Origin of the sequence: Rhodococcus sp. P1Y (assembly GCF_003641205.1) — a bacterium.
In the GTDB taxonomy this organism is placed as follows: Bacteria; Actinomycetota; Actinomycetes; order Mycobacteriales; family Mycobacteriaceae; genus Rhodococcoides.
The window spans coordinates 1,581,125-1,602,705 of sequence record NZ_CP032762.1 but is presented as its reverse complement, the minus strand read 5'-3'; the positions used below and the strand labels follow the sequence as shown (position 1 = coordinate 1,602,705).

Annotated in this window: 19 protein-coding genes; 9 read left to right on the top strand and 10 right to left on the bottom strand. The window is 63.9% G+C overall.

Annotated features, from left to right (window positions below; all coding sequences use genetic code 11):
• Positions 1-4 precede the first annotated feature (4 nt).
• The 3 genes from D8W71_RS07545 (at position 5) to rsgA (ending at position 3,871) form a co-directional block, all read left to right on the top strand.
• Positions 5-1,099, top strand: coding sequence for an acyl-CoA dehydrogenase family protein (locus D8W71_RS07545; protein ID WP_121112345.1), 1,095 nt, complete (start codon positions 5-7; stop codon positions 1,097-1,099).
• Entirely contained in the window at positions 1,099-2,676 is a 1,578-nt protein-coding gene (locus tag D8W71_RS07540) for an AMP-binding protein (RefSeq protein ID WP_201265286.1), read from the top strand. The genes D8W71_RS07545 and D8W71_RS07540 overlap by 1 nt, the downstream gene beginning before the upstream one ends.
• 154 nt (positions 2,677-2,830) lie before the next feature.
• Positions 2,831-3,871, top strand: coding sequence for a ribosome small subunit-dependent GTPase A (gene rsgA, locus D8W71_RS07535; protein ID WP_121112341.1), 1,041 nt, complete (start codon positions 2,831-2,833; stop codon positions 3,869-3,871).
• A 1-nt stretch (position 3,872) separates the two neighbouring features.
• Here the strand turns inward: rsgA and D8W71_RS07530 are convergent, their stop codons facing one another.
• The 3 genes from D8W71_RS07530 to D8W71_RS07520 form a co-directional block, all read right to left on the bottom strand.
• The gene (locus D8W71_RS07530) at positions 3,873-4,094 is read right to left on the bottom strand and encodes a hypothetical protein (protein ID WP_121112339.1); all 222 of its coding nucleotides are present in this window, start codon (positions 4,092-4,094) and stop codon (positions 3,873-3,875) included.
• A gap of 72 nt (positions 4,095-4,166) precedes the next feature.
• Positions 4,167-5,282 carry an NAD(P)H-dependent flavin oxidoreductase gene (locus D8W71_RS07525; RefSeq protein ID WP_121112338.1) on the bottom strand — a complete coding sequence of 372 codons (1,116 nt, stop codon included), beginning with the start codon at positions 5,280-5,282 and terminating at the stop codon, positions 4,167-4,169.
• Positions 5,282-6,916, bottom strand: coding sequence for an acyl-CoA synthetase (locus D8W71_RS07520; RefSeq protein ID WP_121112336.1), 1,635 nt, complete (start codon positions 6,914-6,916; stop codon positions 5,282-5,284). Before D8W71_RS07520 ends, D8W71_RS07525 begins: the two co-directional genes overlap by 1 nt.
• Before the next feature lie 72 nt (positions 6,917-6,988).
• On the opposite strand from D8W71_RS07520, the gene D8W71_RS07515 reads away from it, so the two are divergent.
• Both D8W71_RS07515 and D8W71_RS07510 read left to right on the top strand, forming a co-directional pair.
• Positions 6,989-7,813, top strand: a complete 825-nt coding sequence (locus tag D8W71_RS07515; RefSeq protein ID WP_121112334.1) for a crotonase/enoyl-CoA hydratase family protein — start codon at positions 6,989-6,991, stop codon at positions 7,811-7,813.
• 174 nt (positions 7,814-7,987) lie between these two features.
• Positions 7,988-9,010 (top strand): hypothetical protein, encoded by a 1,023-nt coding sequence (locus tag D8W71_RS07510; RefSeq protein WP_121112332.1) that lies wholly within the window; start codon positions 7,988-7,990, stop codon positions 9,008-9,010.
• Here the strand turns inward: D8W71_RS07510 and D8W71_RS07505 are convergent.
• Together D8W71_RS07505 and D8W71_RS07500 are read right to left on the bottom strand one after the other, a co-directional pair.
• Positions 9,000-9,746 (bottom strand): FAD-binding oxidoreductase, encoded by a 747-nt coding sequence (locus D8W71_RS07505; RefSeq protein WP_121112330.1) that lies wholly within the window; start codon positions 9,744-9,746, stop codon positions 9,000-9,002. The genes D8W71_RS07510 and D8W71_RS07505 overlap by 11 nt on opposite strands.
• Before the next feature lie 154 nt (positions 9,747-9,900).
• Positions 9,901-11,061, bottom strand: a complete 1,161-nt coding sequence (locus tag D8W71_RS07500) for a globin domain-containing protein (RefSeq protein ID WP_121112328.1) — start codon at positions 11,059-11,061, stop codon at positions 9,901-9,903.
• A 316-nt stretch (positions 11,062-11,377) separates the two neighbouring features.
• Here D8W71_RS07500 and D8W71_RS07495 point away from each other — a divergent pair, with 316 nt between their 5' ends.
• Positions 11,378-12,505, top strand: a complete 1,128-nt coding sequence (locus D8W71_RS07495; RefSeq protein WP_442972041.1) for a nitric oxide synthase oxygenase — start codon at positions 11,378-11,380, stop codon at positions 12,503-12,505.
• A 99-nt stretch (positions 12,506-12,604) separates the two neighbouring features.
• On the opposite strand, the gene D8W71_RS07490 is transcribed toward D8W71_RS07495, so the two are convergent.
• From D8W71_RS07490 to D8W71_RS07470, 5 genes are all read right to left on the bottom strand, one after another.
• Positions 12,605-13,021: a heat shock protein transcriptional repressor HspR gene (locus D8W71_RS07490; RefSeq protein WP_121112324.1), complete on the bottom strand. Its 417-nt coding sequence runs from the start codon at positions 13,019-13,021 to the stop codon at positions 12,605-12,607.
• On the bottom strand, positions 13,021-14,205 hold the full coding sequence (dnaJ, locus tag D8W71_RS07485; RefSeq protein WP_121112322.1) for a molecular chaperone DnaJ: 1,185 nt from the start codon (positions 14,203-14,205) through the stop codon (positions 13,021-13,023). The genes D8W71_RS07490 and dnaJ overlap by 1 nt, the downstream gene beginning before the upstream one ends.
• Before the next feature lie 30 nt (positions 14,206-14,235).
• Positions 14,236-14,889, bottom strand: coding sequence for a nucleotide exchange factor GrpE (gene grpE / locus D8W71_RS07480; protein WP_121112320.1), 654 nt, complete (start codon positions 14,887-14,889; stop codon positions 14,236-14,238).
• Positions 14,886-16,730, bottom strand: coding sequence for a molecular chaperone DnaK (gene dnaK, locus D8W71_RS07475; RefSeq protein WP_121112318.1), 1,845 nt, complete (start codon positions 16,728-16,730; stop codon positions 14,886-14,888). Before dnaK ends, grpE begins: the two co-directional genes overlap by 4 nt.
• 246 nt (positions 16,731-16,976) lie before the next feature.
• Complete coding sequence (locus D8W71_RS07470; RefSeq protein ID WP_121112316.1) at positions 16,977-17,468, bottom strand: Pro-kumamolisin, activation domain family protein; 492 nt, start codon at positions 17,466-17,468, stop codon at positions 16,977-16,979.
• Between the two features lie 240 nt (positions 17,469-17,708).
• On the opposite strand from D8W71_RS07470, the gene treS reads away from it, so the two are divergent.
• The 3 genes from treS (at position 17,709) to D8W71_RS07455 (ending at position 21,541) form a co-directional block, all read left to right on the top strand.
• Complete coding sequence (treS, locus tag D8W71_RS07465; RefSeq protein ID WP_121112314.1) at positions 17,709-19,889, top strand: maltose alpha-D-glucosyltransferase; 2,181 nt, start codon at positions 17,709-17,711, stop codon at positions 19,887-19,889.
• A gap of 74 nt (positions 19,890-19,963) precedes the next feature.
• Positions 19,964-20,518: a hypothetical protein gene (locus D8W71_RS07460; RefSeq protein ID WP_236077778.1), complete on the top strand. Its 555-nt coding sequence runs from the start codon at positions 19,964-19,966 to the stop codon at positions 20,516-20,518.
• 51 nt (positions 20,519-20,569) lie between these two features.
• The gene (locus tag D8W71_RS07455) at positions 20,570-21,541 is read left to right on the top strand and encodes an ABC transporter substrate-binding protein (protein ID WP_121112312.1); all 972 of its coding nucleotides are present in this window, start codon (positions 20,570-20,572) and stop codon (positions 21,539-21,541) included.
• The last annotated feature ends 40 nt before the right edge of the window (positions 21,542-21,581 follow it).

Genomic DNA, 21,581 nt, shown 5'->3' with positions numbered 1-21,581 from the left:
AGGCATGGATTTCACCAAGACCGAGGCTCAAGGCGACCTCGCCGACCTCACCCGCGACCTCGTCGCGAAGTTCAGCACCAACGACACTCAGCGACAGCTGGATTCGAATCCGTCGAGTATCGACACCGCGCTGTGGAACGCACTGGTGGCCGGTGGGCTCACGGCAGCAACAGCACCGGAAATCGTCGGCGGCGACGGGTTCGGCATTCTGGAGGCCACGTCCATAGCCATCGAGCTCGGCCGGGGTCTGGCAGCAGTTCCGCTGGTCGTCAGCTCCGTTGCTGCAGAGGCGATCACCGAGTTCGGTACTGCTGACCAGCAGGCGGAGTGGGCAGCTCCTGCTGTCCGAGGTACGAAGATTCTCACGCTGGCGATCGACGAAGAACACGGCGACGACGTGCTCGATCCCCTCACTCGTGCCGAGTCGACCGCCACCGGATGGACGGTGAGCGGAAGCAAGATTACCGTCGACAGTGCCTCTGCTGCAGATGGATTCGTCGTGACGACGACGCATGGTGTATTTCTCGTCCGCGCCGACGACCCGGGCGTCACCGTCACACCTCAGCACGGCGTCGACAATCGCAGTCTCGGTATCGTCGACTTCGACTCCGTCGAGCTGGGCCACGACAGACGGCTCGACGGCGAGGACGTGGCCCGGTGGATCCGAGCCCGCATCACACTGGCCACGTGTGCGTACCAGGTGGGCGTACTCGAGGAATCGTTGAAGGTCAGCGCCGACTACGCCCGTGAACGAGTGCAATTCGGCAAACCGATCGGCAGCTTCCAAGCGGTGGCACAACGACTGGCCGACGCCTACATCGACGTCGGCGGTGCGCGTCTCACGCTGTGGAAAGCCGCGTGGGCGCTCTCCTCGGGCGAGCCGGGTGACGACGAGGTTGCCGTCGCCAAATTCTGGGCCGCCGACGCAGGCCACCGCGTCGCGCATACTCTCGTGCACATACACGGCGGAGTCGGGCTCGACCGAGATCACCCGGTCCACCGTTACTTCCTCGCCGCCAAACGAGGTGAGTTCGCATACGGCGGTGCCACCGCGCAACTTCGGCGGCTCGGCTCGTCGTTGGCATCCGTTCCTGCGTGATGTCCACTGTTGCCGATCTACTGCTCGCCCGGTCTTCGGACACCGAGACGGCACTGCTCTTCGACAACCAACGCGTCACGTGGGCCGATCATGTCCTGATGTCGAGGAGGTGGGCGGCGTGGGTCGACAGCATGCTCGACGACGCTTCACCGCCGCACGTCGGTGTCCTACTCGACAACGTCCCCGAGTTCTCCTACCTGCTCGGCGCCGCCGCGCTGGGCGGCTTCGTCCTCGTCGGACTCAACGCGACGCGGACCGGAGCGGCCCTTACCGACGACGCCTCGCGCACGCACTGCCAGCTGATCCTCACCGATTCCCGACGGCTCGGCGACATCGAAGGCGCGTTCGATATTGCGACGGTCGAGCTGGCCGAGCCGTTCGATCTGTCCGGCACCGCGGCCCGCGCCGACGATCTCCTCGCGCTCGTCTTCACCTCCGGCACGAGCGGCGATCCGAAGGCCGTGCGCTGCACCCACGACAAGATCGCGGGGCCGGGAAAAATGCTCGCGTCCCGGTTCGAGTTGGGCCCCGCTGACACCGTGTACGTGTCGATGCCACTCTTCCACTCCAACGCCATCATGGCGGGCTGGTCCGTAGCCCTGGCGTCAGGCGCCAATCTCGCGCTTCGTGCAACGTTCTCGGCCTCGAACTTCATCTCCGACGTTCGCCGTTTCGGCGCGACGTACGCGAACTACGTCGGCACTCCGCTGTCGTACATCCTCGCCACACCGCCGAGGCACGACGACCGCGACAATCCCCTGCGAGTGGTCTACGGCAACGAGGCGACGCCAGGAGCCGCAGCCGTCTTCGCGGACCGATTCGCGGTGCGAGTTGTCGACGGTTTCGGATCCTCGGAGGGAGGGATATCGATCGCGCGGACGCCCGACACGCCCGCGGGCGCACTCGGGCCGATACCGGACGGCGTCGACATTCTCGATCCGTCCGGCACGAGTTGTGCCGTAGCTCGTTTCGATCCCGGTGGCGCGTTGGTCAACGACGGCGAGGCCGTCGGCGAGCTCGTCAACACAGCAGGGCCGGGGATGTTCTGCGGGTACTACGACGACGATGCCGCCGACGCCGATCGCATGCGCGGAGGCATGTACTTCAGTGGCGACCTCGCCTATCGGGACGCCGACGGGTACGTCTACTTCGCCGGCCGGTCGACGGGATGGCTGCGGGTCGGCGGAGAGAATCTCACTGCTGCCCCGATCGAGCGAATACTTCTGCGTCACCCAGAAATTCATGCTGTCAGCGTGTACGGCGTTCCGGCTACCGGACCGGGCGACCGGGTGATGGCGGCAGTCGTGGCACCGGAGCACATCATGGACGAGTTGCCCTCGTTCCTGGCCGACCAACCCGATCTGGGAGTGCGAGCCAGGCCCGAACTCGTGCGGGTATGCACAGACCTTCCTCGGACCGCGACTCACAAGGTTCTTGCTCGCGAACTGCAACGGCAGCGGTGGAACACCGCCGATCCGGTGTTCAGATCAGCGGACGGCTGCGGGCGCTTCGAGAGGCTCTCCGAGCGTGACCGGCGGGATCTGGATAATTCGGTCGACACCGCCAGAGCGCGCTGATAGCTTCACTCGCGTCAGCTTTTCGAAGTATCGATTCATGGTGAGGAGGGAATTTCGCATGGTCATTCGGCGTACGGCCGCGTCTGCGGCCCCTCCAGTCCAGTTTCCTTAGCCGGCCCGTAGATCTCGGGTCGGCCCTTCGAAGGGCTTCCCAGTGTCTACACACAGCACATCTCCGTCCACACACAGCACATCGCTTTCGACCTATGGATTCGACGGCCACTGGCGCGAACTCGCTGCGTCCGTCACCTCCCCTGGCGAGCCCGGACGCGTCACCGTCGTCGATCGCGGCAGTTGTGGTGTCGGGATGGAGACAGGTTTTCGTCATGTTCGAACTTCTCGACACAACGTGTGCACCGGCGACTGGGTAGTCGTCGACAACGAGACGGTCACTGCAGTTCTGCCGCGCCGCACCGCGATCGTCCGGGCAACGGCGGGAGGAACATCCGCCTCCCAGACTCTGGCCTCGAACGTCGACACAGTCGTGATCACCGTCGCAGCAGATGTCGGGCTCGACCTGGGTCGCGTCGAACGCTACCTGGCACTGGCGTGGGACAGCGGTGCGACGCCGCTACTCGTGGTCACCAAGTGCGACAAATCAAGTGCGGCTTCATTCTTGGTCGACGGCTTGCTTTCTGCCGCGCCTGGAGTGTCGCTGGCGACGGTCAGCTCGGTCACGGGAGACGGAATCGACGAGTTGCTCGGCCTACTCGTCGGCACGACCGCGGTAATCGGTCCGTCGGGGTCGGGCAAGTCGACGCTGGCGAACACCCTCGTCGGCGAGGGAGCACTCGACACGGGCGACGTACGCGCCGCCGACTCGAAGGGCAGACACACCACCGTCCGACGCGAATTGCTACGGATGCCGGTCACCGGCCAGTGCATCATCGACACACCCGGGCTCAGGTCGGTCGGGCTGGTGGCGTCGGAAGCTGGATTGCACCAAACGTTTTCGGATATCGACGAGCTGGCGGGGCTCTGCCGGTTCAACGACTGCTCGCATCGCTCGGAACCGGGATGCGCGGTTCGCGACGCGGTCGATCCCCGTCGGATCGCGAACTATCACCGCCTGGAACGCGAGAACCATTGGGCAACAACACGTCGGGACGCAAGAGAAAATCAGAAACGACTCGCCGAAGCCAAAGCGATCTCGAAGGCGCAGAGGCGGATGTACAAGGCTCGAAACGAGTGGTGAATCAGTCGAACAGAGTCGGGGATTCCGGTTCCGTCGTCGCCGGCTTGGCAGCGTCGACAGGGGACGCCTTACGAACCACGGACAACGTCGTGGTTCGCACCGACAGTCGATGGCCACCATGATGCTCGAGTAGCGCAAGGCCCTGCCGGATCTCGAGTACCTTCCACGGTCCGGCATGCCCGTTCGCCTGAACCAGGTCGCCTACTGCGATCTCGGAAGCCACTGCTTTGTCTCCAATCGACTAGGGTCGTGCTCGTCGAGTGTCAACCCTAGTCGACGGGTCCCTGCAGATGGGTCACCGCAGCTCGTTGAGCCTTTTCACCGCATTCTCGTAGCCGGACACGAGCTCGCCGACGATTTCCGATACCGGGCGTATTTCGTTCATCCTGCCCACGATCTGCCCGACGGGCATGGCCACCACATCCGGATTCTCGGCCTCGTTGATGCGCTGATGCGCCTCGCTGACCAGGATGTTCTGCAGCGGCATCGGGAGCGGGCTCGGAGCGTCGGGCTTGTCCCAGGCATCTGTCCACTTGGTTTTGAGCAGCCGCGCAGGCTTGCCCGAATAGATTCGTGTGCGGACAGTGTCGCTCGAGGTCGCCGTCAGCAGCGCTTCCTGCATCGCCGACGGTTGTCCGTCATGCCGTGCGCCGAGTCGATACTCGGCCGCGGTCAACCACGTCGACCCCATCCAGACTCCGTGCGCCCCGAGGGCCAACGCGGCCGCTACCTGACGTCCGCTGCCGATTCCGCCCGCGGCCAGCACCCGTGCCGAGTCGCCCACGGCGTCGACGATCTCGGGAAGCAGAACCATCGACGCGATCTCGCCGGTATGACCGCCGGCCTCGTACCCCTGAGCGATGACGATGTCGACGCCGTTCTCCACGTGCCGACGAGCATGTTCCGCCGTGCCGGCCAACGCTGCAACCGGCACGTTGTGCTCGTGCGCCTGGACGACGACGTCGTTCGGCGGTGACCCGAGTGCGTTGGCGATCAACGCGATCCGATGCTTGAGCGCAACATCCACATGCGAGCGTGCGACCGAATGAAGCCAACCGAGCACGCCCTCGTTGCGGGCCGCATCCTCGTCGAGCGGCGGCACCCCCAGCTGCTCGAGAGTGCGGTCGATGAACGCTCGGTGCTCGGCGGGGATGAGCTCGTTCAGGTCCACCGAGGCGCCCTCGGTCGGAATCTTCGCAGGCATCACGATGTCCACGCCGTACGGTTTCCCGTCGGTGTTCTCGTCCATCCACGTCAGAACCGCATCGAGCTCTTCGGCGTCGTTGAAGCGCACGCAGCCGAGTACGCCGAGACCGCCGGCCCGACTGATCGCTGCCGCAACGTGTTCGGACGGTGTGAAACCGAAGATCGGGTAGTCGATCCCGAACGTGGCACTGAGTTCGGTCCGCATCAGCGCACCTTGTCCGACAGATGTGCCACATTGACCTCGTCGGCGGGCCTGAGCTCGGTCTGCGCGACCGCCCATCGATAGTCCGGCTTGCCTGCTGGGGAGCGTTTTATTTCGTCGACGAACCACACCGCTCGCGGAACCTTGTATCCGGCAATCTCTTTCCGCGCGCAGGCGTCGAGGTCGGCGAGAGCTGGACGGTCGGAGCTTCGAGCCTGGACGACCGCTGCCACCGTGTGGCCGAGGCGCTCGTCGGGGACGCCGACCACGATGGCGTCGAACACCTCGGGGTGCGATTTCAGCGCACCTTCCACTTCCTCGGGGAAGACCTTCTCACCGCCGGTGTTGATCGACACCGAGCCGCGACCGAGCATCGTGACGCTGCCATCGGCCTCGACCTGCGCGTAGTCACCCGGGATCGAATACCGAACTCCGTGGATCTCCTTGAACGTCGCTGCGGTCTTCGCCTCGTCCTTGTAGTAACCGACTGGAATGTGCCCACGCCGTGCGAGCAAACCTGTTCTGCCGGAGCCCGGTTCGACGGGATGACCGTCCGCGCCCAGCACCGAGGTCGACGCGTCGATCTTCACCCTCGGCCCGCCGGTGTGTTCGGTTCCCTTGGTGACGACACTGAGGCCACCGAAACCGGTCTCCGACGACCCGATCGAATCGGTGAGCATTCGGTTGGGCAGCAACTCCAGGAACTTCTCCTTGATGCTCGGCGAGAACAACGCAGCGCTACTGGCCATCAGGTACAGCGTCGACAGGTCGTAAGGCTTACCGTCCGGCCCGCCCTCGATCAAGGCGTCGAGCATCGGACGCGCCATGGCGTCACCGGTGATGAAGATCAGATTGATGCCGTGCTTGTCGACCAACTGCCAGATGGCATGCCCGTCGAAATCGGGGTGCAACACTGTCTTTCCGCCACCGAACAGGGACTGGAAGGTGGCCCACTGCGCGCCGCCGTGAATCATCGGCGGGATCGGCATCCGCGTCATGACGGGGTTGTTCGCACCCATCTTCGCCAGGTCCCACTCATCTTCCAGGTACTCCCCGGTCATGAAGTTGATACCGCCGCCGAGCACACGCCACACGTCCTCGTGGCGCCACATGACGCCCTTGGGGCTGCCCGTGGTTCCGCCGGTGTAGAGCATGTAGATGTCGTCGGGGCTGCGCTCGCCGAAGTCGCGCTCGGGCGAGGACTGGGCGAGAGCGTCGTCGTAGGAAGTCTGACTGTCGTCCCCGTCGATCACGACGGTGGTCTCGAGTAGCGGGCACAGTGGCAGCACCGCGGTCACCTTGTCGGTGTATCTGCCTTCGTGAATGAGGGCAACCATGTCCGAATTTTGGAAGATGTACTGCAACTCGTTCTCGACGTACCGGTAGTTGACGTTGACCACCACACCGCGAAGCTTGAACACCGCGATCATGGACTCGATCGTCTCGATGCCGTTACGGCTGTACACACCGACCTTGTCACCCGGTCCGACTCCCTGTTTCTGCAGGTAGTGAGCGAGTCTGTTGGTTCTGTCCTCCATCTCGGCGTAGGTGATCTCACGATCTCCACACACCAGTGCCACCCGGTCGGGGACCAGGTCTATTGCATGTTCCACGAGGTCTGCGATGTTGAGGGCCACGTGACAAAAGTAGAACGTGTTATCGTTTCTGGCAATAGCCAATTGGAGACCCAGGTCACATAGAGCGGGAGTATGACAACAGTGTCCTCGATCGCACCGGAAACAACTGCCGAATCAGCACATGCGCTCGTCGAGAAGCGCGGCCACGTTCTCATCGTCACGATGAATCGCCCCGAGGCGCGCAACGCGCTCTCGGGCGAAATGATGGCGATCATGCGCGACGCCTGGGATCGGGTCGACTCCGATCCCGATATTCGCGTTGCGATCCTCACCGGCGCAGGCGGGGCGTTCTGCGCGGGCGCCGACCTCAAAGCAATGACGTCCACCCACCCGGGAGACAGCTTCTCCTCGGGCGGATGGGACATGTCGAAGATCGAGGCCCTGCTCAAGGGCCGCAGACTCACCAAGCCGTTGATCGCGGCGGTGGAAGGCCCAGCGATCGCGGGCGGTACCGAGATCCTGCAGGGCACCGATATCCGCGTCGCCGGCGAGAGCGCCAAGTTCGGTGTGTCCGAGGCGAAGTGGGGACTGTTCCCCCTCGGCGGGTCAGCAGTACGGCTGGTGCGTCAGATCCCGTACACCGTCGCAGCCGATATCTTGCTGACGGGCAGGCACATTCGGGCGCACGAGGCGTTGCAGATCGGACTGATCGGCCATGTCGTTCCGGACGGTCAAGCACTCGAGAAGGCGTTGGAGTTGGCAGATCTGATCGCCGCCAACGGCCCCCTTGCCGTGCAAGCGATCCTGAAGACCATCCGCGACACCGAAGGAATGCACGAGGAAGAAGCGTTCAAGATCGACGCCGAACTCGGCGTTGCCGTCTTCAAGAGCGATGACGCCAAGGAGGGCCCCCGGGCCTTCAGTGAGCGCCGGAAGCCGTCGTTCGAGGGTCGTTAGCGGCTCCGCCGCCTGTGCGTGCGTAGTTACGTCGGAGTGTCACTACGCACGCACGACCCCCACCCTCCCTCGTGAGTGAATAATTACGCCGGGACGTCACTACGCGCGCACGGGCGGGAAGAGCCGCACACCCGGCGGCCATTTTTCGTCGGACCTCGATGCAACTATGCGCGCATGAATCTCAGAAGCGACTGGCAGCGGCTCCTCGACGATCAGCTGGGCATGGTGAGCGCCGCTCAACTCCGCAAGCACGGACACACGGCACGCGCGACTGCACACCGCATCGAATCCGGTGATTGGCTACAGGTTCTCTACGGCGTCATATCGGTCACCAATGGCCCTCTGACCAGGCCTATGATGGCCCACGCTGCCCTCGTCTACGGCGGCGGCACGTCGATACTGAGCCACGACACCGCAGCCGAGTACTGGGGAATGCACCGGGCGTCCGACGGTCCGGTCCACATCACCGTGCCCTACGGTCGATCTGCAGTGGACCAGGGCCCAACTTTCAGGCCGGAAACCCGCCGACCGACAGCCGCCGCTCATGCGGCGGTTCACCCTGGAGTAGTCGTGCACAGGTCGCGAGCCATCCAGCACACCCGAATCGACGCCGGGTTGCCGATGACGTCCAGCGCGGACACCGTCATCGATCTCGCTACCTCTGCTCCGACGGCTCGCGAGGGCACGATTGCCTTCGTCGGCGCCGCCAGCTCGGGGAAGGTCTCCCTGGCGGCCATCCGTCTTCGCCTCGAGCAACGGCGACCATGGAGGTATCGAAAGGCAATCGAGGACACCCTCGATCTGCTCACCGGCGGGGTTCAGTCGGCTCTGGAGCACCGTTATGTACTGGATGTCGAAGCTGCCCACGGGCTCCCTTCAGGAACGCGCCAAGGGCGAGTTGTCGTCGACGAGCGTGTCTTGTTCGAGGACGTCGACTACAGCGCACACGGAGTTCCGTTGATCATCCGGTTGGATGGCGCGCGCTATCACTCGGCGAGCAGCGTGAAATTCCGCGATCGCCGACGCGACAACGCCGCTGAGATGGCGGGCCGGCCCAGGCTCGTCTATGGCTGGGAGGAAGTCACGCGCACACCCTGCGAAGTCTACGAAGAGGTCCGGTCGGTCCTGGTTCGAGAGGGGTGGAGTGACAGCTCGTATCCGTGCCCGTCGTGCAGCCCGGTACGCATCAGCGCATGATCGCCTCTTCGGGGGTGCCGTTGGCGAGAAGTGCTGCAACCGTGGCCGCCTCCATTCCAGGAGAACCACACACCAGGACCTGAGAATCGAGGAAGGGCTCCTGCACACTCATGACGTCGGCGAGGCTGCCTTCCCAGCAGTGCTCGGGCCCGAAAACGCCGGTGGTGCCGTCGATCTCGGAACGGATGGTGTCGTGCCATCGATCCGGAGCCCACGGGTCCTTCAACTGATCGACGACGGGAACGATTGTCAGCCAGGGCAACTCGGACGCAAGGATCCACAGTAGATCGGCCGCGTACAGGTCACGCGGCGACCGACCGCCGACGAACAGCGTGACCGACGGCGGAGTCTCGCGCCGCGCCAGATCGAGGATCAACGACCGCATCGGAGCGAGCCCGGTTCCGCCGGCAATCATGACAACGTCCCTACCCGAGTCGTCGATTCGCAACGAACCGGCTGGATCTCTCAACTGCCAGATGTGACCGGGACGAGTTTCGTTGACAATCGATCCGCTGACCCAGCCTGCGGGCACAGCACGCACATGGAACTCGAGCTTCCCGTCCAGTGACGGCGGCATGGCGCTCGAGTAGCGCCTGCTGAGTCGCGCGTTCTGGGGAACTGTGACCTCGAGCGACTGCCCTGCTTCGAACGGGATGGCGTCTCCGACCAGCCGAATCACAGCCAGGTCGTTGCGGAGTCGATGGTATTGCACTACCTCGGCGTTCCACGTCTGCATGGACCAAGCCTAGGCGGAAGTCCCGTCGCGCTGCGCGCCCGTGCGCGACGAGTGACATCCCGACGTAACTACCCGCTCACGAACAGCCCAGAGATCGTGAGTGGGTAATGACATCCCGGCGTAATTACGCACTCACGGGCGGCGGAGCCGCACGTCACCACGGGTCGTGCCGGACCGCCTGCAGATCGACGCCTGCGCCCTGGAGTCGGAACTTGGTGGTGTTGATCATCGAGGGCGAGCCCACGATCTGAATGTCGCGATCCGTCCACGCACCGAACTCCGCGACTACTCGGCCGATCTGCCCGACGATCGGCGACGACCCACCGGCCGCGGTCGGGTACCGCGGGCCGTCGTACCACCACGGGTCGGTCTCTTCCTCGACGATTCCGACGACGGACAACCACGGGTTGATGGCGGCGATCTGCTGCAACGTCGGCAGGTCGTACAGGTCGCAGGGATATCTCCCGCCGTAGAAGACATGTACGCGTGGGTTGTCGGTGCGCAATGCCATCTCCATCAATTGCGACCGGATCGGCGCAATTCCGGTTCCCGACGCGATCAGCAGGCGGTCCCTGCCCTGCGCCGTGTGCCGAGTCATGCTTCCCAGCGGAGAGCCAAGTGTCCAGCGGTCGCCGATTGCGGTACTTCCAACCAGGGCAGGGCTGACCCAGCCGCCGGATACGCGTCGGATGTGGAACTCGATCTCTCCCGCAGCGTTCGCCGGGATCGCGGGCGAGAGGTACCTCCACATACGGGGCCGACTGGGGATCGAGACACTCACGTACTGACCTGCGCTGTAGTCCAGTGGCTCGTCGAGCATCAGTCGTACGACCGACACGTCGTCGAGCACGCGTTGATGATCGACGACGGTGGCCTGCCACACCGGAGGTCCGTCGTCGGCGTCTGCCGCCTCGATCATGGTTCCCGCCATCACGGCGATCACCTCACGCCACGCTGAATCGACCTCGTCGGTCCACATCTCGTTACCGGCGAACTGCTCGATCGCCGTGATCAGTGCGTCGCCGACTGCCGCGTAATGCGCATCGACAACGCCGTACTTCCGGTGATCCCGTCCCAATTGCGCCAGAAATGGCAGCAGCCGATCGAGATCCTCGAGTTGATCGATTGCGTAGCCGATAGCCGTCACCAATTTGTCCCGCTGAGTCTCCATCGAAGCAGGAAAGAAATCGCGGACGCCTGGATTGCGGGCGAAAAGAATGGCGTAGAACGACCGTGTCAGCTTTTCGGGCCCACCCTCGACTGCAGCAACCGCTTTGAAGGTGGTTCTGACAAGCGAAATCGTCCGAGCATCCATCTCTCGAACCCCCTATCGTCACAACGTGCACGCAGCGTGGCTCGCTGGCTGCTGCGATTGGCACGGAGTCTAGCCCAGCTACCGCCTTCCGACGCATCGAGGAAATCCGAGTGACCGTATCGGGCGAGCATAACCGTCGAATTGCCCGAGAACGCTCGTGGACCAAACTCCTTGACACAAATATGTTGGGCCCCATCGAATTACAGGTCTTTTCAGCAACTGTTCGAGGGCTTAGGATTTCGAGCGTCGATCAAGATCGAACTTGTGCCAATCGAAACGGGGTAGGCGAATCGTGACTGTCGCTGTCGGGGCGGGCTTGAAAGAACCAGCGAAAAAGCGGAAACTACCGTCGCCCGACCTGTCCTCTCGACTGACCGAATGTCGCGACTTCTTCGCCCTCCCGGAGCTCTCGCACCTCCCGGCCGAACGAAAGTCTCGGGCGCTGGACGAACTCCGAGCGACCGGCACCTACGTTCAATCCGCCGAGGAGATCCTGATCGGCGCGAAGCTGGCATGGCGAAACCACGCGCGGTGCGTCGGGCGAAAGCACTGGCGCACGCTCAAGCTTCTCGACGCCAGGCATGCCACCACCGCCGAGGACATCGCCGACGCATGCTTCGAACATCTTCGTGTGGCGACCAACGGGGGCGCTCTGCAGTCGGTCGTGACCGTCGGCCCACCCCCGCTGCCCGACGGTCGCGAATACCGAATCATCAGTCCGCAACTCATTCGGTACGCGGGATACCTGGGTGACGACGGTTCGGTTGTCGGCGACCCGGCGCACCTCGACCTCACTGCCCTTGCGATCCGGCTCGGCTGGCGCGGCGAAGGAACTGCCTTCGACGTGTTGCCGTTGATGATCCAGACACCCGAAGAACCGATTCGATGGTTCGACGTTCCCCGTGAGCTGGTTCTGGAGGTCGACTTCGAACATCCGAACTACCGATGGTTCGCCGGGCTCGGACTGAAGTGGCACGCGGTGCCTGCAGTCTCGAACATGGACCTCGAGATCGGCGGCGTTCGCTACCCGTGCGCACCCTTCAACGGGTGGTACGTCAACACCGAAGTAGGTGCCCGAAACTTCAGCGACACGGACCGGTACGACATGCTGCCGACCATCGCGAAGAAGCTTCGCCTCGACATGAGCTCGGACCGCACCCTATGGAAGGACCGCGCGCTCGTCGAGCTCAACCGAGCCGTCATCCACAGCTTCCGCGAGTCGGGGGCGTACATGGTCGACCACCACACCGTCGCCAAGCAGTTCGTCGACCACGTCGACCGCGAAGCCAAAGCAGGACGGGAATGCCCGACGGACTGGTCGTGGATCAATCCGCCGATGTCGTCCGGCATCACCCCGACGTTCCACCGGCTCTACGATCCGCCGGACATGGACATCAGACCGAACTTCGTCTCGCGTGGCTCGTCGGGATGCCCGTTTTCCTGAGGTCTCAAGTGAGCGAATGTCTCATTCGGTCACCCTCGGCCAACACCCGAACACGACGAAGCCCGCCGACGCACTGGCATCGGGGGGCTTCGTACAGATTCAACGCTGGTTGCGCGGCTTCCAGACTACGAGAGCATTGCGCTGGATGGGCACGAGATCTCGTCGGTAACCGGCGTGAACGTTTGCCAGTTCCTGTGCGAGTTCGGACACCCGCGCTTGTAGTGCCTCGACCTGATTCGTCAGCTCGATTATTCGCTTGATGCCCGCGAGGTTGACGCCTTCGTCCTGCGACAGCCGCTGCACTTCGCGGAGAAGCGCGACGTCACGAGGTGAGTATCGACGCCCACCTCCGGTGGTCCGGTGCGGGGTCACCAACCCGAGGCGGTCGTAGGTTCGCAGGGTCTGGGCGTGCATTCCTGCCAACTGGGCCGCGACGGAGATCACGAACACCTGGGCGTCGGGATCAGCTTGTCCGGGAGTGGACTGACCCGATCCTGGCAGCGGGGGAACGGTCATCAGACACCTGCCCACCCGGCCCGCGGGTCGAATCCGCTGGCCTTTTCGGCTTCCAGATATGCCTGCAACGCTTCGGTTGCCGGGTCGTCGAGCTTTTGTGGCACTGCAACCTTGACGGTGACCATCAAGTCACCGGGGTTACCCGTCTTCTTCGGAACGCCGCGACCACGGACTCGGAGTACTCGTCCGTCGACCGTTCCCGGTGGGACTTTGACGCCGACGCGGCCGTCGAGAGTCGGGACGGACAGCGTCGTTCCGAGCACGAGTTCGCCGTAACTGACCGGAACGGTGACCGTCAGATCGTCACCGCTGCGTCCGAATACCTTGTCGGGGCGGACGCGGACCGTGACGTAGAGATCGCCCGACGGAGCCCCGCGCAGCCCGGCTTCGCCTTGGCCGGCCAGCCGGATCTTCTGGCCGTCGGACACTCCCGGTGGCACGCGGACGGTGATGGTTCGGGTGCGGTTCTGGACGCCGGTACCGCGGCAATCGACGCATGGGTCGTCGATGATCGAACCGGTTCCGCGGCAGTCGTCGCACGGCTCGCTGAAGCCGAACGCGCCTTGGTTGCGGTTGACGACGCCTGCGCCGTTGCATTTGGGGCACACCCGCGGGCTGGTTCCTGGTTTCGCTCCGCTGCCATGGCACGTCGTGCACGACGACGGGCTCGTGAGGCGCAAAGGAACGGTGACGCCCTGCGTCGCTTCGCGGAATCCCAGAGTGGTCTCGGTTTCGACGTCGCTTCCGCGGCGCGGGCGGCTGCTCGCCGGCCGTTGTTGCGTCCCGCCGCGGTTGAACAGACCACCGAAGAGGTCGCCGATGCCGCCGTCGCCGCCGCCACCCTGCCCGAAGATATCGCCGACGTCGAAGCTCTGTCCGCCGCCGCCGAATCCTCCTGCGCCGGGGCTGAAGCCTCCACCGCCGCCTTGTCTGCCGAAGCCACCGGAGGCGAAGAGGCGCCTGGCCTCGTCGTACTCCTTGCGCTTTGCAGCGTCGGCGAGAACGGCATGGGCCTCGCTGACTGCCTTGAACTTCTCTTCGGCAGAGGCGTTCCCCGGGTTGGCGTCGGGATGGTTGTCCCGTGCCAATTTCCGGTACGCCTTTTTGATCTCTTCTGCACTTGCGCTGGAGGAAACGCCCAGCTCCTTGTAGAAGTCCTTCTCGATCCACTCCCGCTGGCTCACCGGGCGTTTCCTCCTCTCGCGCTATCTCTTTTACTGCTCCTCGGACGCAGGTGCATCCGATTCTTGTACTGCATCCACAACGCCGACCATCGCGGTACGGAGAACACGATCGCCGAGCTTGTAGCCCGGACGCATCAGAATCCCGACGACGGGTTGGCTGCCGTCACCCTCATGGGACACGGCTTCGTGGATGGCGGGGTCGAACGTGTCGCCGACCGCGCCGAACGTCGCCAAGCCGATGTTGGTGAACACACCGGCGAGCTTGTCCGCCACCGCTTTGAGCGGACCTGTTTCCAGGTCGCCGTGCTGGCGGGCGCGCTCGAGGTCGTCGAGCACCGGGAGCAGCTGGGATACGACGGACGCCTTGGCGTTGTCGATGACCGACTGCTTGTCCCGGTCCGTGCGACGCCGGTAGTTGGCGTACTCGGCTTGCAGACGCTGCAGGTCGGACGTGAGTTCCGCGACCTGTGTGTCGCGGGGGTCCTCTTCTACCTCTGCCTCGACCGCCTCTTCGGAATCCACCGAGCCGGGTTGCGGCGCGGCGCCGGTGCCCGCGAAGGGCTCCGGAACTGCGTCGCCTTCCCGAGGCTCACCGGTCTCGGGATCGATCTTTCGCTTGTCCACGAAAGTAACCGGTTCCTGCTCGGTGTTAGGCAGATCGTGGTCGCTCTCGCGGGGGGTCACTTCTTGTCCGCGTCGTCCGCGGGCTCGTCGACAACTTCTGCGTCGACTACACCGTCGTCAGCAGCCTGAGCGGAGCCTTCTGCGCCGCCCTGCTCCTTGGCCTGAGCCTCGTAGATGGCGGTGCCGAGAGCCTGCGACTCGGTCGAGAGCTTCTCCACGGCGGTCTTGACTGCCGAGATGTCGGTGCCCTGCAGAGCCGTCTTGGCCTCTTCGATGGCCGTCTCGACGCGTCCCTTGAGCTCGGCGTCGACCTTGTCCTCGTTGTCCTTGACGAACTTCTCCGTCTGGTGGACGAGGGACTCGGCCTGGTTGCGAACCTCGGCCTCTTCGCGACGAGCCTTGTCCTCGTCTGCGTGAGCTTCCGCGTCGGCGACCATGCGGTCGATCTCTTCCTTGGACAAGCCGGAGCCGTCCTGGATCTTGATCGTGTTTTCCTTGCCGGTGCCCTTGTCCTTGGCCGTGACGTGCACGATGCCGTTGGCGTCGATGTCGAAGGTGACCTCGATCTGCGGGACGCCGCGAGGAGCAGGCGGCAGCTCGGTCAGCTCGAAGGAGCCGAGGAGCTTGTTGTGCGAAGCGATCTCGCGCTCACCCTGGAAGACCTGGATCTGCACCGAAGGCTGATTGTCGTCAGCGGTGGTGAAGGTCTCGGAACGCTTCGTCGGGATGGTGGTGTTGCGCTCGATGAGCTTGGTCATCACGCCACCCTTGGTCTCGATGCCGAGGGACAGCGGCGTGACGTCGAGGAGCAGAACGTCCTTGACCTCACCCTTGAGCACGCCGGCCTGCAGTGCGGCACCGACGGCCACGACCTCGTCCGGGTTGACGCCCTTGTTGGGCTCACGTCCGCCGGAGAGTTCCTTGACCAGCTCTGAGACAGCAGGCATACGCGTCGAACCACCGACGAGCACGACGTGGTCGATGTCCTTGACGGCGATGCCGGAGTCCTTGACCACTGCCTGGAACGGCGCACGAGTGCGGTCGAGCAGGTCGGAGGTGATCTTCTGGAACTCGGAGCGGGAAAGCTGCTCGTCGAGGAACAGTGGGTTCTTGTCGCCGTCGACCGTGATGTACGGAAGGTTGATCGAGGTGCTCTGCCCGGAGGACAGTTCGATCTTCGCCTTCTCTGCAGCCTCACGCAGACGCTGCAGTGCCATCTTGTCCTTGGTCAGATCGATGCCGTTCTGAGCCTTGAACTTGTCGACGAGCCAGGTCACGATGCGCTCGTCCCAGTCGTCGCCACCGAGGTGGTTGTCGCCGGACGTCGCACGGACCTCGACGACACCGTCGCCGATTTCCAGCAGGGAGACGTCGAACGTGCCGCCACCGAGGTCGAAGACCAGAATGGTCTGCTCGCTGTCGCCCTTGTCCAGGCCGTATGCAAGAGCAGCCGCGGTGGGCTCGTTGACGATGCGCAGGACGTTGAGGCCGGCGATCTGGCCGGCTTCCTTCGTCGCCTGACGCTGTGCGTCCTCGAAGTAGGCAGGCACGGTGATGACCGCGTCGGTGATCTCTTCACCCAGGTACGCCTCGGCGTCGCGCTTCAGCTTCTGCAGCGTGCGCGCGCTGATCTCCTGAGGGGTGTACTTCTTGTCGTCGATCGACGTCGTCCAGTCGGTGCCGATGTGGCGCTTGACGGAGCGAATCGTGCGGTCGACGTTGGTGACCGCCTGGTTCTTCGCAGGTTGGCCGACCAGCACTTCGCCGTTCTTGGCGAAAGCGACGATCGACGGGGTGGTGCGTGATCCCTCGGAGTTGGCGACAACAACCGGCTCGCCGCCCTCGAGGACGGACACGACCGAGTTGGTGGTCCCGAGGTCGATACCGACCGCACGAGCCATAGTAATTCCTCCTGTTTGTTGCTTGGGTGATCCACAAGCTTGCGTGGTTTCTTAGCTGAGTGAACCGCGCTCAAGTCTGCAAGAAGTTTTCGACTTCTGTCAACTCGGACTTGAGCCCCATCCACTCAAGGCTACGAATTCCTCAACGGAGGGACTTACGTATTTGTTCCCGGCCATGTGGAGCCGCCCGACACAGCACTGCGCCGCGACGGCAGAAACTCGTCGCGGCGCAGTTGGTGGAAAGAACTAGGGCTGCTCGGGAACGTCGGCCGGCGAGCAGTCCACGCTCAGGAGGCCGAACGCAATGTTGTCGGGGTAGCTGGCGTCCAGCTGCGGAGAGAACACCGCGGCACCGCTCGGACGCGACTGCCACACCTCGTCCTTGCTCGGGATCGTGTAGGAAACGCCTTCCCCAGCCTTGATGAGCTTCTCGTTCATGACACCGGGGGCGTCGGGAAGAACGGCGAAGTTGGTGGTCACGTCCCGAGCGTCACCGACGCCTTCGTTGTCGATGTCGATCTGCAGCGCTGCGACATCGCCGCCGAGGTCTCCGTCGCGCGGATCGCAGACCGCAACGATCGACACGATCAGGTTGGGCGACTCCGCAACGGACGATCCGGCCATCGGCGCGGGCGCCTCTTCCTGCGCGGACGACACGGGCGCCAGAGCGACCGCACCGACGGCGGCGGCGAACGCGGCCGTCGAGGCCATGACTGAGATGCGGGCAAAGCGACGCATGTGTTACTCCTGTGACTGAAGGGGTTGTTGTTGCGTTCAACTATCGCTCATCCCAACCGGACATTCCATACCAGCCAGTCTCGATACGGACACATCTTCGTACGGCGCCGGTCTCGACTCACACCGGTGTAATTCACTTTCGAGCCATGTTTCGTCGCCAACCAGGTGGGGGATGCAACAAACCTGCAATGGGAGCGTTCCCTACGTAGGGTTCTAAGAAAAGCGAGGCTACGGAGGCACATGGATCCCGAAGTGCAGCACGAACCGAGCGAGATCACCTACGACGAAAAGTTCTATCCGGCTCGGCCGCGCCCTCTGCGTCCGTCCGTGCGTCGGGCGAACCGAAACGGTGCGACGCCACAGGACGGGGATCCGTCGGCGTCGAATCCCGAGTACGTCGAGTGGCTCACCGAACAATCGATGTTGCGCGACGCCAAACTCATCGCCGAGCAGCTCTCCGGCAAGGGGAGCATGTGGCAGAACCCATATGCCGACCCCAACCCCCGCGGTGCCGTCGAGCGAGCTCCGGTCTGGTTCACGGCGTATCCCATCTCCGTCATCAACGCTCCGCAGACGAGCTTCCTCAGTACTTTGGGCGACGAAGCTCTCTGGCAAGCGTTCTCGGATATCGGAATCACCGCGGTGCACACCGGCCCGGTGAAGGTCGCCGGCGGTATTCACGGGTGGCGTCCCACCCCGTCGGTCGACGGTCACTTCGACCGAATCGGCATGCAGATCGACCCTGCGTTCGGGTCCGAGGAAGAGTTCCGACGCCTATGCGTCGTCGCAGCCGCGTACGACGGCATCGTCATCGACGATATCGTTCCAGGTCACACCGGCAAGGGCGCCGATTTCCGCTTGGCGGAGATGGCGGTCGCCGACTACCCGGGCATCTACCACATGGTCGAGATCGAACGCGAGGACTGGCATCTTCTCCCCCGCGTGCGCGCCGGGGCCGACTCGCAGAACATCGACGCCGAGGCTGAGGCCAATCTGGCGCGAGCCGGTTACATCATCGGCCAGTTGCAACGCGTCATCTTCTACGAGCTCGGCGTCAAGGAAACGAACTGGAGTGCAACGGCTCCCGTCGTCGGTATCGACGGGGTCGAGCGTCGCTGGGTCTACCTGCACTACTTCAAGGCGGGGCAGCCGTCGATCAACTGGCTCGACCCGTCGTTCGCCGGAATGCGCTTGGTGATCGGCGACGCATGTCACTCCATCGCCGATCTCGGCGCCGGTGCGCTGAGGCTCGACGCCAACGGCTTCCTCGGTGTCGAGCGTCGTGCAGAGGGTCCCGGCTGGTCCGAGGGCCACCCTCTGTCCGAGGCCGCGAACCACCTCATTGCCAGCGTCGTACGCAAGATGGGCGGGTTCACGTTCCAGGAACTGAACCTCACCATCGACGACATCAAGGCAATGGGAGAAAACGGCGCCGACCTGTCGTACGACTTCATCAACCGTCCGGCATACCAGCACGCTCTGGTAATGGGAAACACCGAATTCCTCAGGCTGACAATGTCGCTGTCCCGTGATCACGGCGTCGACCCGGCCTCTCTCGTGCACGCGTTGCAGAACCACGACGAGCTGACCTTCGAGCTCATCCACTTCGCGACGCTGCATGCCGAGGACGAGTTCAACTACTGCGGTGAGGCGGTGAAGGGTTCGGATCTGGGTGATCAGATTCGCGCCGAGCTCACCGATCGCCTCACCGGCCGATGGGCTCCTTACAACCGGCTGTTCACTACCAACGGAATTGCCTGCACCACAGCAAGTGTCATCACGGCGTCGCTCGGAATCCGCGATCTCGATCGCATGGACGAAAGCGACATCGAAACCGTCAAGACCGCCCACCTGATGCTCGCTATGTACAACGCGCTGCAACCGGGCGTCTTCGCGTTGTCCGGGTGGGACCTACTCGGCATCCTTCCTATCGACGCCGACGACGTGGCCGACCTCATCCGCGAGGGGGACACCCGCTGGCTCAATCGCGGTGCGCACGACCTGATGGACAGCTTCCCGGACGCGGTTCGCTCGGAATCGGGGATTCCTCGCGGCCGTAGCCTCTACGGCTCACTTCCGGAACAGCTGAAGGACTCGAATTCGTTCGCCCGCCGCCTGGCTCGAATTATCGAGCTGCGCAACAGGTACGGCATCGCGACGGCCCAGCAGCTCGATGTTCCGACGGTGTCGCACAAGGGACTGCTCGTGCTCGTGCACGAACTGGGGCAAGGCACCATCCAAGCGACGGTCATCAACTTCTCGTCCGACGAGGTCGTCGCAACTATTCAGTCGAAGTACCTGACGCCGGGTGCGGGGGTCTACGACATGTTCGACGATTCGGACATCGGCGTGGTCGACGAGCTCAACAGCTTCCCGATGACCCTCGGGCCGTATCAGGGCGTGCCGGTGATCCTGCGCTGACCTGCCTGTGTGTGGTTGGTGCGGATGCCCACTGACCACACACAGGGCGCGGAGCGTCACTAGACTCGACGGCTGTGACCGATTCAGGAAGCCATCGCCGACCCGAACCCGTGGTCCGTCCTCAGCCGGAGCGACCGAAAATTGTCGTCGAACCACTTCGCGTCAGGCCTGAGCCGACGCGGTCCGGCGGAAGCACTGTGGTGAGTCTCGGTGCATGGGCTGTTGTCGCCGCAATTCTCATCGGGTTGGCAGCCGTGGTCGCCCTGAACTACGACGCTGTGCGGGCTGCCCTCGACATCGCTGTCTCGCAGAACAGTTCGGGAGCCACTCGCTCCGAGGTGGACGACACCGTGACAGCGACCTTGCTGGGTAGCGCGGCTGCTGCAGCCGTATTGATCCTCGTAGCCGGGGTCGGCCTGACGCTTGCTGCGTCACGTCGCGGCGTCTCGGGTGTGATTCTGATGGCGGCGGGGCTGGCGACGATCGGCGCGTTCGTTCTCTTCTGGTCGTTCATGTCCGATGCCGCCGATATCGCCGCGGGAGCACTTCGATGGGGGCCACTCGCGGGTGCGGCGGTCGCCGCGATTGCTACCGTCGCCGCGGCCGGTGCCGTCCTGACTAGAAGGTGATCTTCGCCGCACGATCACGCACTTCGGTATTAGGGTTGCTTTACTTTAACTGTGAACAACCCTTACCTTCGTGCAGCTACCGCCGCGTGCGCCGCGGCGTTACTTGTCACCGCGTGCAGCTCGAGTTCCGGTGACGAGGCGCCCGACGCCGCCTCCAGCGCCCATGACGTCGAGACCTCCTTCGGGACAGTTTCGATTCCGGATTCGGTGACGTCGGTTGTCGTCATCGACGGACGGCGCGATCTCGACATTGCACTCGCGTTCGACCTACCGATCGTCGGAATGCCCGTCGAGACCGAGGCGCCGCCGGAAATTCCCGGCCCCCTCACCGAGCCGACCCGGGCGCTGCTCGCCGACGGTGTACCCGAGTTGTACCCGAGAAACGTCGTCGACATCGAGTCCATCGCCCGCGTGGACCCGGACCTGATCATGGGACGCGACGAAGTAGTCGAAGAGATCTACGACCAGCTCAGCGCTATCGCGCCGGTGCTCCCCGTCGGATCAACAGGCTCCGGTACAACCTGGCAGCAGGACGTCGAAACGGTCGGTGACGCACTGGGCTTGCAAGGCAAGGCGTCGGAGATCATCGCCGCTTACGACGCGCGCGTCGAGGAGGTCACAGTGTCGAACGCCGCGGCCATCGCCGATACCGTGGTGCTTCCGATCAGCACGTCGGACGAGGGCGGAATCTCGGTCGGCCGCGAACGTGTGCCGTCGATTGCGTTGGTCGACGTGGGCGCACGTTTCGGCAGCGCATGGAACGATGCGACGCCCGAGGTGGAGTACGGCCCGGAGAACATCACTGCGGCGTCCGACGCTCAGGCCCTCATCGCCGCCATTACATCCGAAGAAGATCTCCGCGCGATGAACGCGAACCAGTTGTGGACGAATCTTCCTGCTGTGCAGTCGGGTCGAGTCGTGCGCACCGACAAGTTCACCAACGACGGTGGGCCGTTGACGGCGATGTGGACGCTCGATCTCGTCGAGCAGCTGTATGCGGCTGCGCCGCCCGTGAGCGGGTAGTTACGTTCTGGTGTCACTATGCACGCACGACCAGGTCAGA

Excerpts from the sequence above, each read along its gene's own strand:
- D8W71_RS07545 (WP_121112345.1), top strand. The coding sequence starts at position 5 with ATGGATTTCACCAAGACCGAGGCTCAAGGCGACCTCGCCGACCTCACC.
- D8W71_RS07540 (WP_201265286.1), top strand. The coding sequence starts at position 1,099 with ATGTCCACTGTTGCCGATCTACTGCTCGCCCGGTCTTCGGACACCGAG.
- D8W71_RS07525 (WP_121112338.1), bottom strand. The coding sequence starts at position 5,282 with ATGCGGACCGAACTCAGTGCCACGTTCGGGATCGACTACCCGATCTTC.
- D8W71_RS07515 (WP_121112334.1), top strand. The coding sequence starts at position 6,989 with ATGACAACAGTGTCCTCGATCGCACCGGAAACAACTGCCGAATCAGCA.
- D8W71_RS07510 (WP_121112332.1), top strand. The coding sequence starts at position 7,988 with ATGAATCTCAGAAGCGACTGGCAGCGGCTCCTCGACGATCAGCTGGGC.
- D8W71_RS07505 (WP_121112330.1), bottom strand. The coding sequence starts at position 9,746 with ATGCAGACGTGGAACGCCGAGGTAGTGCAATACCATCGACTCCGCAAC.
- D8W71_RS07500 (WP_121112328.1), bottom strand. The coding sequence starts at position 11,061 with ATGGATGCTCGGACGATTTCGCTTGTCAGAACCACCTTCAAAGCGGTT.
- D8W71_RS07490 (WP_121112324.1), bottom strand. The coding sequence starts at position 13,021 with ATGACCGTTCCCCCGCTGCCAGGATCGGGTCAGTCCACTCCCGGACAA.
- dnaK (WP_121112318.1), bottom strand. The coding sequence starts at position 16,730 with ATGGCTCGTGCGGTCGGTATCGACCTCGGGACCACCAACTCGGTCGTG.
- D8W71_RS07470 (WP_121112316.1), bottom strand. The coding sequence starts at position 17,468 with ATGCGTCGCTTTGCCCGCATCTCAGTCATGGCCTCGACGGCCGCGTTC.
- treS (WP_121112314.1), top strand. The coding sequence starts at position 17,709 with ATGGATCCCGAAGTGCAGCACGAACCGAGCGAGATCACCTACGACGAA.